The sequence below is a fragment of the Streptomyces sp. NBC_00316 genome (assembly GCF_036158715.1).
Lineage (GTDB): Bacteria > Actinomycetota > Actinomycetes > Streptomycetales > Streptomycetaceae > Streptomyces.
In genome coordinates this window covers 5,349,157-5,363,617 of the sequence record NZ_CP108023.1, presented here as the reverse complement: position 1 = coordinate 5,363,617, position 14,461 = coordinate 5,349,157, and the positions used below count along the sequence as shown (strand labels likewise).

Genomic DNA, 14,461 nt, shown 5'->3' with positions numbered 1-14,461 from the left:
GGAGTGCCTTCCGTGTGACTGACAAAGTGACGGGTGCGTCGAACGGTGAACGTATCCGCAGTCGAACGCTTGTCACAAGTCGATGCAGCACAGATCACGTGAAAGTCACGGAGTTGACAGCGAGTCACCTTCGTCGCAGCGATGTCCGGGTTCGAACTCCACGGGAAGAGTGCGCAGTCCGCGCATGATGAGCCCACCGCGCCAGCGCAAATCGGTAGGTTCCCCTGCAAGCCGCAGGTCAGGCAGGCGTCTCAACAGCGTGGCGAGGGCCGCCTGGCCCTCCAGCCGGGCGAGCGGCGCCCCCAGACAGTAGTGGATGCCGTGCCCGTAGCCGAGGTGCTGATTGTCACGCCGGGCGAGGTCGAGCGTGTCGGGGTCCGCGAACCTTTCCGGGTCCCGGTCGGCGGCGGCGAGCACCACCAGTACGGGGTCGCCCGTCGCGATCCGCTGCCCGCCGAGCCTGAGCGGTTCGGTGGCGAACCGCCAGGTCGCCAGCTCCACCGGGCCGTCGTAGCGCAGCAGTTCCTCGATGCCGGTCTCCAGCAGCCCCGTCTCCCCGGCATCCAGCGAGCGCTGCAGCCGCTCCCGCTGCCCGGGGTTGCGCAGCAGGGCGTACACCCCGTTGCCGATGAGGTTGACCGTCGTCTCGAACCCCGCGAAGAGAAGGATGAAGGCCATGGCGGCGGCCTCGTTCTCGGTGAGGTGCTCGCCGTGGTCGCTGGCCCGGATCAGCCCCGAGATCAGATCGTCGCCGGGGTTCTCCCTTTTGCGGTGGATCAGTTCGGCGAGATAGCCGCGCATCTTCTTGACCGACCGGGCCACACCGCCGCGCGGCCCGCCGCCGTGGCGGATCATCATGCCCGCCCAGTCCCGGAAGTCGTCCTGGTCCTCGCGCGGCACGCCGAGCAGATCGCAGATCGCGTAGATCGGGAGCGGGAACGCGAAGTCATGAATGAGGTCCGCGCTCCCCTCCTCGATGAAGTTGTCGATGAGGCGGTCCGTCAGCTCCTGCACACGCGGCGCGAACTCCGCGACGCGGCGGGGCGTGAACGCCTTCGAGACCAGGCGGCGCAGCCGGGTGTGGTCGGGCGGGTCGATGTTCAGCAGATGCGTCATCAGCTCCGCCTTGCGCTCGCCCGGGATGCCGGTCTTCCCCTTGGCATGCGCCGGCTCGGCGTGGTGCGCCGGGTTCTTGGAGAGGCGGGTGTCGGCGAGTGCCTGCCGGGCGTCCGCGTACCGCGTCACGAGCCACGCCTCGACCCCGCTGGGCAGCGCGGTGCGGTGCACCGGGCTGTGCTCGCGCAGCCAGGCGTAGGCCGGGTACGGATCGGTGGCGAACTCCCAGGTGAAGAGTTCGGGCGCACCGGGAGGGGCGCCGGCGGGGCGATCGGCAGGGCAGCCGGCGGCGTTGCCTGCAGACCGCTCGGCGGGGCTGTCTGCGGAGCTGCCGGTGGGCCGGTCTGCGGGGCTGTCGGCGGGGCTGTCGTTCACCCCCTGACGTTATCCGTTGGCCTCCGCGGCAAGAATCGCGTCCCGGTAGGCACGGCCCGCTGCGCGCAGGGCGGCCTCGGGGTCGGTGCCGTCCCGTTCCGCGCGTACGGCGAGGGCGAGGAGCTCGTACCCGATGCCGTCGCCCGTGGGGAGCGCCACATCGAGTCCCGCGGTACGCACCCGCCCGGCCAGCTTCGCCGCCAGCGCCAGACCGGGCTGGCCGAGCGGCACGCCCTCGGTGACCGATGCGCGCTGCTTCTCGATGGCCTTGGTGCGCAGCCAGTGCGCGTGCACGTCCTCCGGGGTCTCGGCGGTCTCGTCGCCGAAGACATGCGGATGGCGGTGGATCAGCTTCTCGACGAGGGTGGCCGCGACGTCGTCGACAGAGAACGGCGCGTCCTCGTCCTCCTCCGCGATCCTGGCGTGGAAGACGACCTGGAGCAGTACGTCGCCGAGTTCCTCTCGCAGCTCGTCGCGGTCGCCGTCCTCGATCGCCTCGACCAGTTCGTACGCCTCCTCGATGGCGTACTTGGCGAGCCCCTGGTGGGTCTTCTGCGACGTCCAGGGGCACTCGGCCCTGATCCGGTCCATGACCTGGACCAGATCGAGGAGCCGGGCGCCCGGCAGGTCGTAGGAGCCGGGCAGCAGCTCCAGGTTCGGCATCCGGACCCTGCCCGATCCCGCCAGCCGGGCCAGCCCGTCGGTCAGCGGCTGGTTGCCCTCGCCGCCGGTCAGGACCACGACGGTCCGGCCGCCCGCACAGGCGTCGACGAGCTCCTGCGCGGTGGGCGCGGCGTGCGCGACCGTGACACCCGCCTCGCGCAGATAGGGCAGCTGGGGGTGGTCCGGCTCGGCGCAGAGCACCCGGTCGGCGGCGTGCAGCGTCTGCCAGGCCGGCCAGGACAGCAGTCCGGGCGCGACCCGGTGGCTGGCGGTGAGCAGGACGATACGACCGGGATCTTCAGCGTTCACCCCACCAACCTACCTACGCGCCGGCGGCGGTCTCCTGCTGGGCGGGCTTGGTGACCTGGGTGATCCACGGGGCCTTGAAGTCGGCGAGCTGGGTCTGCTTGTTGTTCCACGTGCCGAAGCGCGGGTTGACGTCGATGTGCAGCGACGTCGACGCAGCGGTGAGCGCCTTGCTGACGGCCGCCACGCCATCGGGGGTCTGCAGGTCGGCGCCGAGCGAGTCGGCCAGCTTCTGCACCTGGATCTGCTCCCGCAGAGCGGCGTCGATCTGGCTGGGGGCCAGCCAGCTCGCCGTGAGCAGCTGCTGCTGCCACGCCTTCTCTCCACCGCTCTGCGCGGCCTGTGCCTGCCGCATCTCCTGGATCTCCTTGCGGCTGACCGTCACGCCCGCGTCCGCCGAGGCCTTGTCCAGGATCCGGTCGAAGATCAGTCCGTGCAGCTTGGCCCGGCCGAGCTGCCCGGACTTGCTGATCAGCTGGACCGAATCGTCGGAGTCGCCCTGCGCGGTGCGTACGTCCGCCACCTGCGCCTGCACGGTGGACACCTCGATCCGGTCCCCGCCGACCACGGCTGCGGCACCTGGGTGGGCCTGGCTGCCGCAGGCGGAGAGCAGCGGCGCCGCGATGAGCGTGGCAGCGGAGACGACGAGCGCGGTGCGACGGCGGCGGTGCAAAGGAGCCTCCCGGGGAGAGATTGTGCGGCGGTGCACAAAGCCTTGCGGTGATCGATGTTAGGCAGTGGGCGTGATCCGGGCCACTGGTTCGACCAACGATTCGGGAGGAGTTGGGGATGTGGGCCTGATCCGGTGCACTCAGCGCACCTGTTCGACCGCTTTCGGCCGCGTGTCCGGCCGCAGCATGATCGCGCGCGAGACCACGAAGGTGATCGGGATGGCCGCCAGTGCCGCGACCAGCGGTGCGTAGCGGCTGCTGAACCCCGCCCGGTCGACCAGCAGCCAGACGCCACCGGTCGTGATCACGAAGTTGGCGGCGTTGGTGAGCGGGAAGAGCAGGAATTTCCGCCAGGTGGGACGTATCCGGTAGGTGAAGTACGAGTTCAGCAGAAACGACCCGATCATGCTGGACACGAACGCGATCACATGCGCGGCCAGGTACGGCAGCACGGTCAGCAGGGCCAGGTAGCAGCCGTAGTACGTACCGGTGTTGACGACGCCGACGAGGGCGAAGCGCGCCATCTGGACCGTGACCTTCATCGGCGCGCGAGCTCCCGGGTCCTCTGCTGATTCGGTACGCCGGTGTTGGACGCCTTCACCAGGAAGTGCGGGCGCCGCTTCACCTCGTAATAGATACGGCCCACATACTCGCCGACCACACCCACCATCACCATCTGGACACCGGCGAGGGCCGTGAGCACGACGATCAGCGTGACATAGCCGGGGGTGTCCACCCCTTGCACCAGGGCGACGCCGACGATCCAGGCGGCGTAGGCGAAGGCGAGGGACATCAGCACCATCCCCAGGTACAGGGCGGCACGCAGCGGCTTGTTGTTGAAGGAGAGCAGCCCGTCCAGCCCGTAGTTGAGAAGCTTTCCGAAGGTCCAGGCGGAGCGGCCCTGCTCACGGACCGCGTTCTCGTAACCGAAGGTCGTCGTCCGGAATCCGACCCAGGCGAACAGGCCCTTGGAGAACCGGTTGTATTCGGTGAGTTCGAGGACGGCGTCGACGGTGCGCCGGGACAGCAGCCGGAAGTCACCGACACCGTCGACCAGCTCCACGTCCACCAAGCGGTTGATCAGCCAGTAGTAGGCGCGGGCACTGAGGGTGCGGGTGACGCGGTCGCCCTTGCGGGTGCGGCGGGCGATCACCTGGTCGTAGCCCTGGGCGTGTTCCGCCAGCATGCGTCCGATGAGCTCGGGCGGGTGCTGGAGGTCGGCGTCCATGATGATGACCGCGTCACCCTCGGCGTGCTGGAGACCGGCGAGCATGGCGGCCTCCTTGCCGAAGTTGCGGCTGAAGGAGAGGTACCGGGTCCGCGGGTCGGCGGCGGCGAGTTCCTCCAGGACCGCAAGCGTGCGGTCGGCACTGCCGTCGTCGACGTAGACGAGCCGGAAGTCATGTCCCAGGCGCGTCATTTCGTCCGTGACGCGCTCATGGAAGCGTTCGAGGATCTCCTCCTCGTTGAAACAGGGCACTACCAGCGAGATCAGCACGTGGGTATCCCATCCCGGCAACGGGACCGGTCCGGAGGGCTGCAGATGGACAACGAGCGACCATCACATGAATTGAATGATTAAAGGACCAATTCGACGCTGAGCATTGCTTTCGAGAATGCGATATTCGTCCGCATGCCGACCCTTCGCTCCCGTACGGCCGCACCCGCGCTCGCCGCACTGATCACCACGGCCGCCGTGTGCGCGGGCGACGCCGTGGCCCGCACCTTTCCTTTCGGGCCGCGCACCCGCAGCGTCAATGACCTCGGCAACCAGTTCGTGCCGTTCCACGCCCGGCTCTGGGACCTGCTGCACGGCCGCGGCGACGGCGGGGTGCTCCTGAACTGGTCGTCCGGGTACGGGACCAGCTTCCTGCCGGACCTCGGCACCTATCTGACCAGCCCGTTCGCACTGCTCGTGGGGGTGTTCCCGCGCGACCGCATCGACCTTGCGGTGTATGTGGTGACGGTGCTGAAGATGGCGGCGGCCGCGGCGGCCATGGCGTGGCTGCTGCCGGTGCTGCGGAGCGGGCGCTGGTGGGTGGCCGGGGTGCTCGGCGCCGCGTACGCGTTGTGCGGCTGGTCGGTCATCGAGGCGTCGTACAACCCGATGTGGCTGGACGGGCTGATCGCCCTGCCGCTGCTCTGCCTGGCCGCCGAGTGGGCCCGGACCGGGCGCCACCGGGTGGTGGCGCCGCTGATCGTCGCCGTGGTGTGGACAGCCAACTTCTACACGGCGTACATGGCGACCCTGGGGGCCGCTCTGGTGCTGGTGGTGCGTCTGCTGACGGAGGGCGACAAGGGCAGGGCGGCGGTACGGGGGCTGGCGCGCGCGGTCGGGACCGTGCTGCTGGGGGTCGCTCTCGCGGCGCCCGTCCTGCTTCCCGTCTACCTGGGCACGAAACACGCCTACCCCGGCTGGGTCCGCACGTTCCAGCCCGCGCCCTGGCCCGATGTGTTCGCCCGGCTGCTCCCCACCACATACAGCTTCTTCACCCCCGCCCTCTTCCTGGCCACGGTCGCGCTGCTCCCGGCCTGCGCCCTCGTCTTCCACCGGCGGGTGCCGGGACGCGAACGGTGGGCGTGGGTGGGGCTGGTGGCGGTGGTCGGCCTGTCCCTGCAGTGGAGGCCGACCCATCTGCTCTGGCACGCGTTCGCGACGCCCAACGGCAGTCCGTACCGGCAGACGTTCGTGTTCGCCGGTCTGGTCGTGATGGCCGCCTGGATCTCCCTCTCGTACGGACGGCCCGGACGGCGCGCCCTGATCGCCGGGTGCGGGGTACTGGCGCTGGTCGCGGCGGGAGCGACCTTCAGCGACAAGGTCGAGATCACGAACTGGGCGTACCTGTTGTTCGCGGCCGGTCTGGTGGCGACGGCCGCCGGGCTGGCTCTGCCCGGCCGGGGCCGCTGGGCGCCGGTCGCCGCCGTGCTGCTGGCCGGGGCGCTGGTGGGGCAGGCGGCGGCGGCCACCGCGTTCGCCGACCGTCAGCGCGTGGCGAACCTCGACGACTACGCGCCGTGGGGCGAGCGGCAGAGCGTGGAGGCCGCCGCAGTGGCCGGTGCGGACGGCTGGCCCGCATACCGGACCGACCCCGGCGGGGAGCTGAGCACCTCCAACGATCCGCTGCTCGTGGGCGGTCAGGGCGCCGCGTACTACAGCAGCCACACACCGGACGTGCTGACCCGCACGTTCGCCGCCCTCGGCGCCGGCTGGACGTCCAACGGCCGGGCCATGCACAGCCTGAACAACCCCGTCACCGACGCGATCTTCTCGGTCGGCGCGCGGGTGTACGGGCCACGCGACCCGCACCAGCGGACGAACATGCCGCCCGACGACCGGCCGGTGACGGTGACCCGGCAGGAGGTCCCCCCGCTGGTGACCGTGCGGCAGCCGGGCTCGGCGCCGTCGTTCGGCCGGTCGCCGTACCGCAACCAGGAGGCGCTGCTGGGCTCGCAGGTCTATACGGTGCCGCAGCAGACGCTCCGGAGGATGAGCGGTGGACCGGTCAAGGAGCAGGACCCGTACACGTACGTGGTGGGGCACGGCACCTACCGGCTGACCGCCCTCTGCCCGGCGGGCAGCGAGGCGTTCCTGTGGGCGCCCGGACTGTTCGGCTCGGCCCGGCTGGGCGATCAGCCTGGCGCACAGGAGACCGAGATCCGCGGGCTGTTGCCGTCCCGGCGCGCGGCGATGGAGTCGCTGGGGCGCGTGGCGGGCGGCGACGGGCAGGCCGTGGCCGGGAGCGTTCCGGTCGTCATCACCCTGACGTCCGCCCACACGGGAACCGTGCCGCACGAGTCCCTCGGCTGCCTGGACCGGGGCCGGCTGGCGAAGGCCGTGACCGGGCTGCAGCGCACAGGAGCGACATCCGTCCACGTCACCGACGACGGCATACGGGCCGACCTGCCGCCCGGCAGCCACGGAACCGTCGTGCTCGCCGCACCCCGGATCGCGGGCTGGAGCTGCCAGGGGCACCCCGCCGACTCGTATCTGGGCCTGGTCGCGGTCCCGGTTCCCGCCCACACGACCACCGTCGACTGCACGTTCCGGCCGCCCGGCCTGCGGGCGGGATCGGCGGCCGCGGCGGGTGGGCTGCTCGTCCTGATCGGGCTGGGAGTGCGCGGAGCACTGCTGCGCCGGCGCTCCAGGCGACGGGAGCTGGTGCTGGCGGGTCCGGACTGACGGACCACCGCCGGTGCACGCGCGTGAGGTGCGGCCGGTGCGGGTGCCGGTGACACCAAGTCCGGGACCGGCGGCGCGCAGGCGGGAGCCGGAGCAGGACGGGCGGCAGGCGTACCCGGCCCCGGCGGCACCTTCGGGGCGTCGTCCCTGACCGGCCGGGCACCGACGAGCCGGCCCGGACGTGATGCAAGGTGGTCGATCAGCACACCGGCCTTGCTCCCACCGGCCATCCGGCCCGTTTCCAGCACCGCACTCTCTCGGCGGTGACCGGCACAAGGGGCCGGGCGCCGCGTTGCATCGCGGCGGCAGCCGCCCGTCCGCTCAGCCGCCGCGGACCCGCACCTGGCGGTCGAGCTGGCGGCGCAGCTCCACCGGCAGCGGGTGGTGCGGCCCGTACATCCGCTCGGTGTCGTACAGCAGCGCCTGGAGCTGCCCGCGCGCCGCCGCGTGGTCGCCTACCGCGAGCAGCAGATAGCCGATGCGCTGGCGGATCTCGAAGGAGCGGGCCGGGTCGTTGCCGGTCGCGTACTGGTTCTCGTAGTACGGCAGGACCGCGCGGTACTCCGCGAGTGCGGCCGCCGGTTCGCCCAGCTGTTCCAGGCACTGCGCCGCGTCGTAGCGGTACTGCAGCGTCTGCGTGTCGGCCGGGCCGGACTCCGCCGCCCGGTCGTCGGCGAGGCGGCGCAGTTCGGGCAGGGCGCGGCGGTACTGCCCGTCGTCCATGAGCGTCGCCGCGTACTGCTTGCGCAGGATGCGGACCACCGGTGAGCCCTCGCCGTGCTGCTCGGCGGCGGCCGGAAGGATGCCGCCGAGGATGTCCACGGCCTGGGTGATCCGGCCCTGTCCGAGCAGCTGCTTCACCTCGTCGACGGCGGCCGCGACATCCGGCCGGGCGGGCATCGGCGCGGGCTGCGCGGCGGGCGGGGTGGTGACACGGTCGGGCCACGGCGCGTGCGGCCGCAGGAAGGGGCGCGTCGGGTCGAGCGGGCCGGACGGCAGTCCGGTGGAACGCGACGGGAGGAGCGGGGTGAGGTGCTCGTACACCTCCTGGGCGCTCGCCGGGCGGTGCTGCGGGTCCTTGGCGAGCAGCCGCAGCACCAGCGCCTCGAGGGGCTCGGGGATCTCCGGCCGGAGCTGACGGACCGGGAGCGGAGGCTCGTAGAGGTGGCGGTGCAGCACGCCGAGGGCGGTGGATCCGGAGAACGGCACGTCGCCGCTGAGCAGTTCGTGGAGGAGCACCCCGAGCGCGTACAGGTCGGTGTACGGGCCGACGGCGCCGCCCATCGCCTGCTCGGGCGCCATGTAGGCCGGGGAGCCGATCGGGGTGCCGGTGTGGGTGAGGCGCGTCGTGTCGTTGTCCAGGACGGAGGCGACGCCCAGGTCGAGGACGGTGACCGTGCCGTCCGGACGCACCATCAGATTGCGGGGCTTGAGGTCGCGATGGACGATCGGCACGGCGTGCACGGCGGAGAGCGCGGCGCAGAGCTGGGCGGCCACGGCGACGGACCACTGCCAGGGGTACGGGTCGTGCTCGGCAAGATGGTCGGCGAGGTCGGAGCCCTCGACGTACTGCATGACGAGGAACAGGTCGTCGCCGTCATTGCCTGCGTCATGGACGGTGACCAGGCCCGGATGGTCGACCTGGGCGGTGACCCGGCACTCGCGCACGAACCGGCGCCGCAGCTCGTCGACGGCGTCGCTGCCGGCGGGACCGGCAACCTTGTCGGGCCGGAGCAGCTTCACCGCGACCCGGCGGTCGAGGCGCTGGTCGTACGCCGTCCAGACCTGGCCCATGCCGCCCTGGCCGAGGATCGTCGCCAGTTCGTACCGCCCTGCGATGACACGGCCGCTCAACGGCCCTCCTCCTTGCGGAGGTAGTCGCTCAGCTCGTCGAGCTCGGCGCGGACCTGGTCGATGCGGTGCGGCGGGGTGGGTACCGCCGCGTGCTGCGGCTCGGGCGGCGTGCGGGGCTGTGCGGGCTGCGGCACGGTCCCCGGCTGGTACCGGGGCGGCTGGGGCTGCGGGTACTGCTGCGGCTGCACGGCCAGCGGCGGCTGTACGGGCACCGTCGGATACCCGTACCCCTGCACCGACGGCACGTACCCGCCGGTGAACTGCTGCCTCGCGAGCTGCTCGTAGTGGCGGACGTCCGCTGTCAGGTAGTAGGCGCAGGCACCCAGCATCGCCAGGAACAGCAACGGTATGAGGACGAAGTCGATGCCATTGGCCTCGGCGTTCTCGCCGTCCCTGCCGATGGTCGGCACGAGGACACAGATGAGCACGAAGCCGGCCCCGGTCAGCCACCAGTCGCTCGTCCTGCGGCGCACGATCGCGAGGCGCAGCAGCGGGGCCCACAGCAGCAGACCGATCGAGCCCACCGTGAGCACGACGAACAGCACACGCATCGAGACGATCCAAGCCCTGCTGGGCATCCGACGCGGCGGCATCGGCGTCGGCGTCGGTGGATGCCCCGGGGCGTACATGGCTGCTCCTGGTACCTGGTGGGGAACGTGCTGGGCGCACCTGTCAGCGCGCGCAGATCTGGCTGACCTGAGCGTAAAGGGCGACACCGACAACGGTCCCGGGGTTGTACCGAACCGTTGTGGTTCGGCTCACTTCGGCGTGACCGTGCCGTCCGTCAGCCCGTCGTACATCCCCTGGACCAGCTGTCCGCCGAGCCGTCCGGCAAGCCGGAGCGCGTCCTCGAACGCGGCCAGAGCGCGGAACTGCGCCCCGTACCGCTGCTGTTCCGCGAGTGGCAGCCGTGGCAGCTGGAGGCGGCGGGCGTCGAGCCGGGTCGCGGTGGACGCATAGCTGCTGGCCTGCCGGTTGTTGGCCGTACCGCGCAGGAACCCGGCGAGGAACCACGGGTCGAGGGCAGCCGGATCGGGGCGCAGCAGCTGGAGGTTGCGGCCGAGCGCGGCGCCCGCGGTGGCCTCGTCGATCACCCGGGCGACGGTGCCGCCGCCGAGGACGGGGACGACGACGTCACCGGGCTCGACGAGGACCGGTTCCTCGGGTGGCCCGTCGGTGGTCGCGGGGGCGGCGGGAAGCGTTCCGGACGGGGCGGTGGAGCCGAGGACGTCGTGTTCCGTGAGGACGGGGCCCTGTCCGGTGCCGGAGCCACCGGTACGGAGCTGGAGGGCGCCGGCCCGGGCGAGTTCACCGACGGTGGTGAGCGGCCAGCGGGCCGGGTCGGACGGGTCCGCGGGCGACGGGGTGAGGGCGGCGGTCTGCCGCAGCGTGTCGGTCAGCCGGGAACGTACATGGGTGAGTTCGGCGGGTCCCCCTCCGGCCGTCGGGGGCGGCAGATGACGGGCGGGGGCCAGGTCCACATCGTCGTCGAGGAGTTCGATGACGGGGACCACCCGGCTGACTCCCGGACGGTCCCGGCCCGTTCGGCCCGCGGCGCCGTCCGGCCCGGCGCCCGCCCCGTTCCGCTCCGCCCGGTCGAACGGCTTCCAGGCGTCCAGTACCGCGCTGTGCACCGCCTGCCAGTCGAGCCGGTCGCGGCCGCCCGGCGCGGGCGTGGCGGTGGCCGGTTCGGTGGGCTCCGAGGTGTCCACGAGCAGCAGTTCGGGCGAGGGCCGGACACCGGCGCCCGGCTTGCGCAGCACCCAGAGGTGGAGCGGGATGCCGTACGGGGGTGCGGCGCCGGCCGGAAGGGCGACGACGGCACGCAGGGCGCCGCGGCGCAGCAGATCGGCGCGGATCCGGCGGCCGGAACGGCGCGACGCGGCGGCCGGCGGCATCAGCAGGACGGCGGTGCCGCCCTCGCGCAGATGCGCCAGGGCGTGCTGGACCCAGGCCAGTTCGGACTCGGTCCGGGCGGGGAAGCCGTACTCCCAGCGGGGGTCGTAGGCGAGCTCGTCGTGGCCCCAGTTGCGCTCGTTGAACGGCGGATGGCAGAGCACGGCGTCCACGGCGAGCTGCGGGAACGCGTCGGCGCGCAGCGTGTCACCGGCCCGTACCGCCAGCGTGCAGCTCTCCGGGGCGGAGTTCAGGGCGAGGCGGAGGGCGCTGAGCGCGGCGAGGTCCGGGTCGGCGTCCTGCGCGTACAGGGCGGACGGACGGCTGACGGCACGCAGCAGGGCGCCGGTGCCCGTCGCCGGGTCGAGAACCGTGCGGGCGGGCCGACTGCCCGTCCCGACGAGGGCTGCCATCAGTTCGGCGAGGCCGGGCGGGGTGAGGGTGAACTGGCGGGGGTTGGCATCGAGCTGGCGGCCGAGCAGGAACTCGAAGGCCTGGTGGGCGCCGGTCTCGGCGGCGAGTTCGGCGGCGGCGCGCAGAAGGGGGACGGACGGCAGGAGTTCGTCCCTGCCGGGAGCGCGCACGGCCCGCACCCAGCCGGTTTCGCGGTCCGCCTGCGGTGACGTGCCCGGTGTCGTGTCCGCGGCGGCCGGGCCGAAGCGCGCGGTGAGCAGGTCGCCCAGGGCAAGGTGGAGCACCTCGGCCATCCGCTCGTCCGACACCGCGGTGATCTCCAGCCAGGCGGTGGGCCTGTCCCGGACGTACAGCAGGGCGCAGCCGGTGTGGACGAGGGCGGGAACGGCGCCGGCGGGGTGGCCCGCCAACTGTTGCCAGACCCGCTCACGGAGCGGGACCTCGGCGAGCTTCCCCTGGGCGCGCAGCCACTGTTCGACCTCGGGCAGGGCGAAGGAAGGGCTGGTCTCCGTGCCGCCGACCGGCTTGGGGAAGTCGGCGTGGCGGCGACGCCAGTTGCTGACGGCGGCACGCCCCACTCCGGCGAGCCGGGCGATCCCGGCCGCGGTCACCTCTGTCGAGTTCTCCGGCACTGACTGTCTCCCTGGTCCTGGGTGTCCTGGTCCTGATCCGTCCGCGCTGCCTGCTGTGTTGTCGAGCATACCGAGCTGTTCACGCAGAACCGATTCACGGCGTGCATTAACCCGTCACGCGTGAACGGTGTTGACTCGGTTCACAAGCTCTGCTGTTATTGACCTGTCGCTACATCAGGTGGCGCAGCAGACCGCTCACCACTCACCCCTGCACATGCCGGAGGGCACAGCCATGTCCCAGTTCACGCAGCCGCCGCAGTCCCCGCAGCCCCAGCAGCCGTACACCCCCGCCCACACGCCGGGCCTGCGCCCGGCCCGCAACGGGCTCGGCGTCTCCGCGCTGATCCTCGGCATCATCGGCGCCGTCTCCGGCCTGATCCCGTTCTTCTTCTGGCTGGCGGGCATCCTCGGCGTCATCGCTCTGATCCTCGGCCTGGTCGGACGGGGCCGCGCCAAGCGCGGCGAGGCCACCAACAAGGGCACGGCCACGTTCGGCGCCGTCCTCGGGCTGGTCGCACTGATCCTCTCGGTGGTCGGTGCAGTGATCACCTTCAAGGCGGTGGACGACGCCGTGAACGACCTCAGCAAGGCGGTGGCGGACACCACGGCATCCGCAAAGCCGGAGGCGGGCGACGCGGGCTCCACCGCGGACAAGGGCAAGGACAAGGACACCGGGAAGGCGCTGGAGGCCGGCGACTCCGCCGTGTACGACGACGATCTGACGGTCACGGTCGGCGACGCGACCTCGTACACCCCCGACTCGTTCGCCTCCGGTCACACCAAGGGCAACCGGGCGTACCGGATCGCCGTCGTCGTCGAGAACGCGGGCAAGGAGAAGTTCGACGCGGCGCTCGTCAACGTCGAGGCGAGGGCCGGCAAGGACGGTGTGAACGCCGAGCAGATCTTCGACGGCAAGGTCGGCGAGGGCTTCAGCGGCACGGTCCTGCCGGGGAAGAAGGTCACGGTCCAGTTCGCCTTCGACGCCCCGGCGGACGCCGAGAACCTGACCGTCGAGGTCAACCCCGGCTTCACCTACGCCGCCACCCAGTGGGACCTGAAGCTGTAGAGCGCCCCGGCCGGAGGCCCGCCACGCGCCGCCCCGCCGCCACCCCGCGGACCGCGACACTCTGCGCCGCCGAGGCCCTGGCGCTCACAGCCTGCGACCCGGTGTTCGCCCAGCAGCAGGACACAGCTTCGTTCGCCCGGCCGTCGGGCCCCGGGGGTCGCCGACAAGGCGCCGACAAGGCCCCGGCGGCGAGGCCCTGCGCTCCTGCGACCGGCAGGGTCTCCTCGACCGCCCGGCGGCGAACGGCGGCACCGCCCGCAAGGGCGGGCCGACGGCCGCCGGCTCCCTCCCCGCTCCGGCCCTCACCCGCACAGCGGGCAGGGGATCGTGGCGGGCGACGGCCGCCACGGCGGGAGGACCCCACCGCCTGACGCCGGACTTCAGCACCGGAACCCCGGTCGCCGTCGCGTTCTCCGTGGCCGACGAAGCGTTCAGTGAAGAGACCGGCCGGCTGACACGTGCGGAACCCGTCCACCCCGGCGGGTTCCTGCCGCGTTCACACCCGGTGCCGCACCCACACATTGGGCTCCACATACACCGCGTACCCGTGCGCCACCGAACACTGCACCGGCACCAGCGCCCCCGGCACCTCCACCGGACCGTCCTCGTCGAACGGCAGCCCGGTCCAGGACCGCCACCGCGCGAGGGAGGCGGACACCGTCATCGACACCGGCGCCACCGCCTCGATCACCCCGCCCGCGCGCACATGGACACGCAGCCAGGGGTCGTACGGAAGCCCGTCCTCCGTCCGGGTCCGGCGGGCGTACTCCTCCATCGGAACCGAGGCGTTCAGGTGCTTGGCGTTCGGCCGCACCGGAGCGACGACCTCCCGGAACCCGAGCCGTCCGGCGTTCTCCCGCATCGCGGCGACCATCCGCCCCGAAATCCCTTGCCCCTGCAGCCCCTTGGCGACGCAGATCTCGATCGCGCTGACCGTGTCCGGCATACGCCCGTGCTGCAGGTCGGAGAACGCCCACAGCAGCACCTGGTCCCAGCCGCCCTCGGGCAACTTCCCGCGCCCCGGTGCGTGCAGCGCGAACGGCACGCTGTAGGCCCGTGCGACGACGGTGCCGTCCGGGTCGGTCGCGACGAGCGCGTACTCCGGGAAATCGACGGCGAGCCTCGGGTAGTTCGCCCACCCGACGAGATCCTCCAGGACGAACTCCGGCCAGGTTTCGGGCATCTCATACATGGGCCGGGCAAGCTCCGGGCGCACGGCGAGGGTGGTGATCGTCAGTTCCATCCACCACACGCTAGTGCTGTGACCGGAACGACCGGCCCGATCCGC

Annotated in this window: 11 protein-coding genes; 2 read left to right on the top strand and 9 right to left on the bottom strand. The window is 71.9% G+C overall.

Annotation, left to right across the window (positions count from 1 at the left end; translation table 11 throughout):
- Positions 1 to 105 precede the first annotated feature (105 nt).
- The 5 genes from OG878_RS23930 to OG878_RS23910 all read right to left on the bottom strand — a co-directional run bounded on the left by OG878_RS23930 (position 106) and on the right by OG878_RS23910 (position 4,629).
- Complete coding sequence (locus OG878_RS23930) at positions 106 to 1,491, bottom strand: cytochrome P450 family protein (RefSeq protein WP_328888672.1); 1,386 nt, start codon at positions 1,489 to 1,491, stop codon at positions 106 to 108.
- A 9-nt stretch (positions 1,492 to 1,500) separates the two neighbouring features.
- Positions 1,501 to 2,463, bottom strand: a complete 963-nt coding sequence (locus OG878_RS23925) for a nucleoside triphosphate pyrophosphohydrolase (RefSeq protein WP_328888671.1) — start codon at positions 2,461 to 2,463, stop codon at positions 1,501 to 1,503.
- 13 nt (positions 2,464 to 2,476) lie between these two features.
- Entirely contained in the window at positions 2,477 to 3,133 is a 657-nt protein-coding gene (locus OG878_RS23920) for a SurA N-terminal domain-containing protein (protein ID WP_328888670.1), read from the bottom strand.
- A gap of 138 nt (positions 3,134 to 3,271) precedes the next feature.
- Positions 3,272 to 3,673 carry a GtrA family protein gene (locus OG878_RS23915; RefSeq protein ID WP_328888669.1) on the bottom strand — a complete coding sequence of 134 codons (402 nt, stop codon included), beginning with the start codon at positions 3,671 to 3,673 and terminating at the stop codon, positions 3,272 to 3,274.
- Positions 3,670 to 4,629, bottom strand: coding sequence for a glycosyltransferase family 2 protein (locus OG878_RS23910; protein WP_328888668.1), 960 nt, complete (start codon positions 4,627 to 4,629; stop codon positions 3,670 to 3,672). The genes OG878_RS23915 and OG878_RS23910 overlap by 4 nt, the downstream gene beginning before the upstream one ends.
- A 135-nt stretch (positions 4,630 to 4,764) precedes the next feature.
- On the opposite strand from OG878_RS23910, the gene OG878_RS23905 reads away from it, so the two are divergent.
- Positions 4,765 to 7,311 carry a YfhO family protein gene (locus OG878_RS23905; protein WP_328888667.1) on the top strand — a complete coding sequence of 849 codons (2,547 nt, stop codon included), beginning with the start codon at positions 4,765 to 4,767 and terminating at the stop codon, positions 7,309 to 7,311.
- Positions 7,312 to 7,632: 321 nt separating this feature from the next.
- On the opposite strand, the gene OG878_RS23900 is transcribed toward OG878_RS23905, so the two are convergent.
- From OG878_RS23900 to OG878_RS23890, 3 genes are all read right to left on the bottom strand, one after another.
- Positions 7,633 to 9,165 (bottom strand): serine/threonine-protein kinase, encoded by a 1,533-nt coding sequence (locus OG878_RS23900; protein ID WP_328888666.1) that lies wholly within the window; start codon positions 9,163 to 9,165, stop codon positions 7,633 to 7,635.
- Positions 9,162 to 9,716: a hypothetical protein gene (locus tag OG878_RS23895; protein ID WP_328888665.1), complete on the bottom strand. Its 555-nt coding sequence runs from the start codon at positions 9,714 to 9,716 to the stop codon at positions 9,162 to 9,164. Before OG878_RS23895 ends, OG878_RS23900 begins: the two co-directional genes overlap by 4 nt.
- A 207-nt stretch (positions 9,717 to 9,923) precedes the next feature.
- Positions 9,924 to 12,107, bottom strand: a complete 2,184-nt coding sequence (locus OG878_RS23890) for an N-6 DNA methylase (RefSeq protein WP_328888664.1) — start codon at positions 12,105 to 12,107, stop codon at positions 9,924 to 9,926.
- Positions 12,108 to 12,339: 232 nt separating this feature from the next.
- On the opposite strand from OG878_RS23890, the gene OG878_RS23885 reads away from it, so the two are divergent.
- Positions 12,340 to 13,173: a DUF4190 domain-containing protein gene (locus OG878_RS23885; RefSeq protein WP_328888663.1), complete on the top strand. Its 834-nt coding sequence runs from the start codon at positions 12,340 to 12,342 to the stop codon at positions 13,171 to 13,173.
- Positions 13,174 to 13,669: 496 nt separating this feature from the next.
- Here the strand turns inward: OG878_RS23885 and OG878_RS23880 are convergent, their stop codons facing one another.
- Positions 13,670 to 14,416 (bottom strand): N-acetyltransferase, encoded by a 747-nt coding sequence (locus OG878_RS23880; protein WP_328888662.1) that lies wholly within the window; start codon positions 14,414 to 14,416, stop codon positions 13,670 to 13,672.
- Between the last annotated feature and the right edge of the window lie 45 nt (positions 14,417 to 14,461).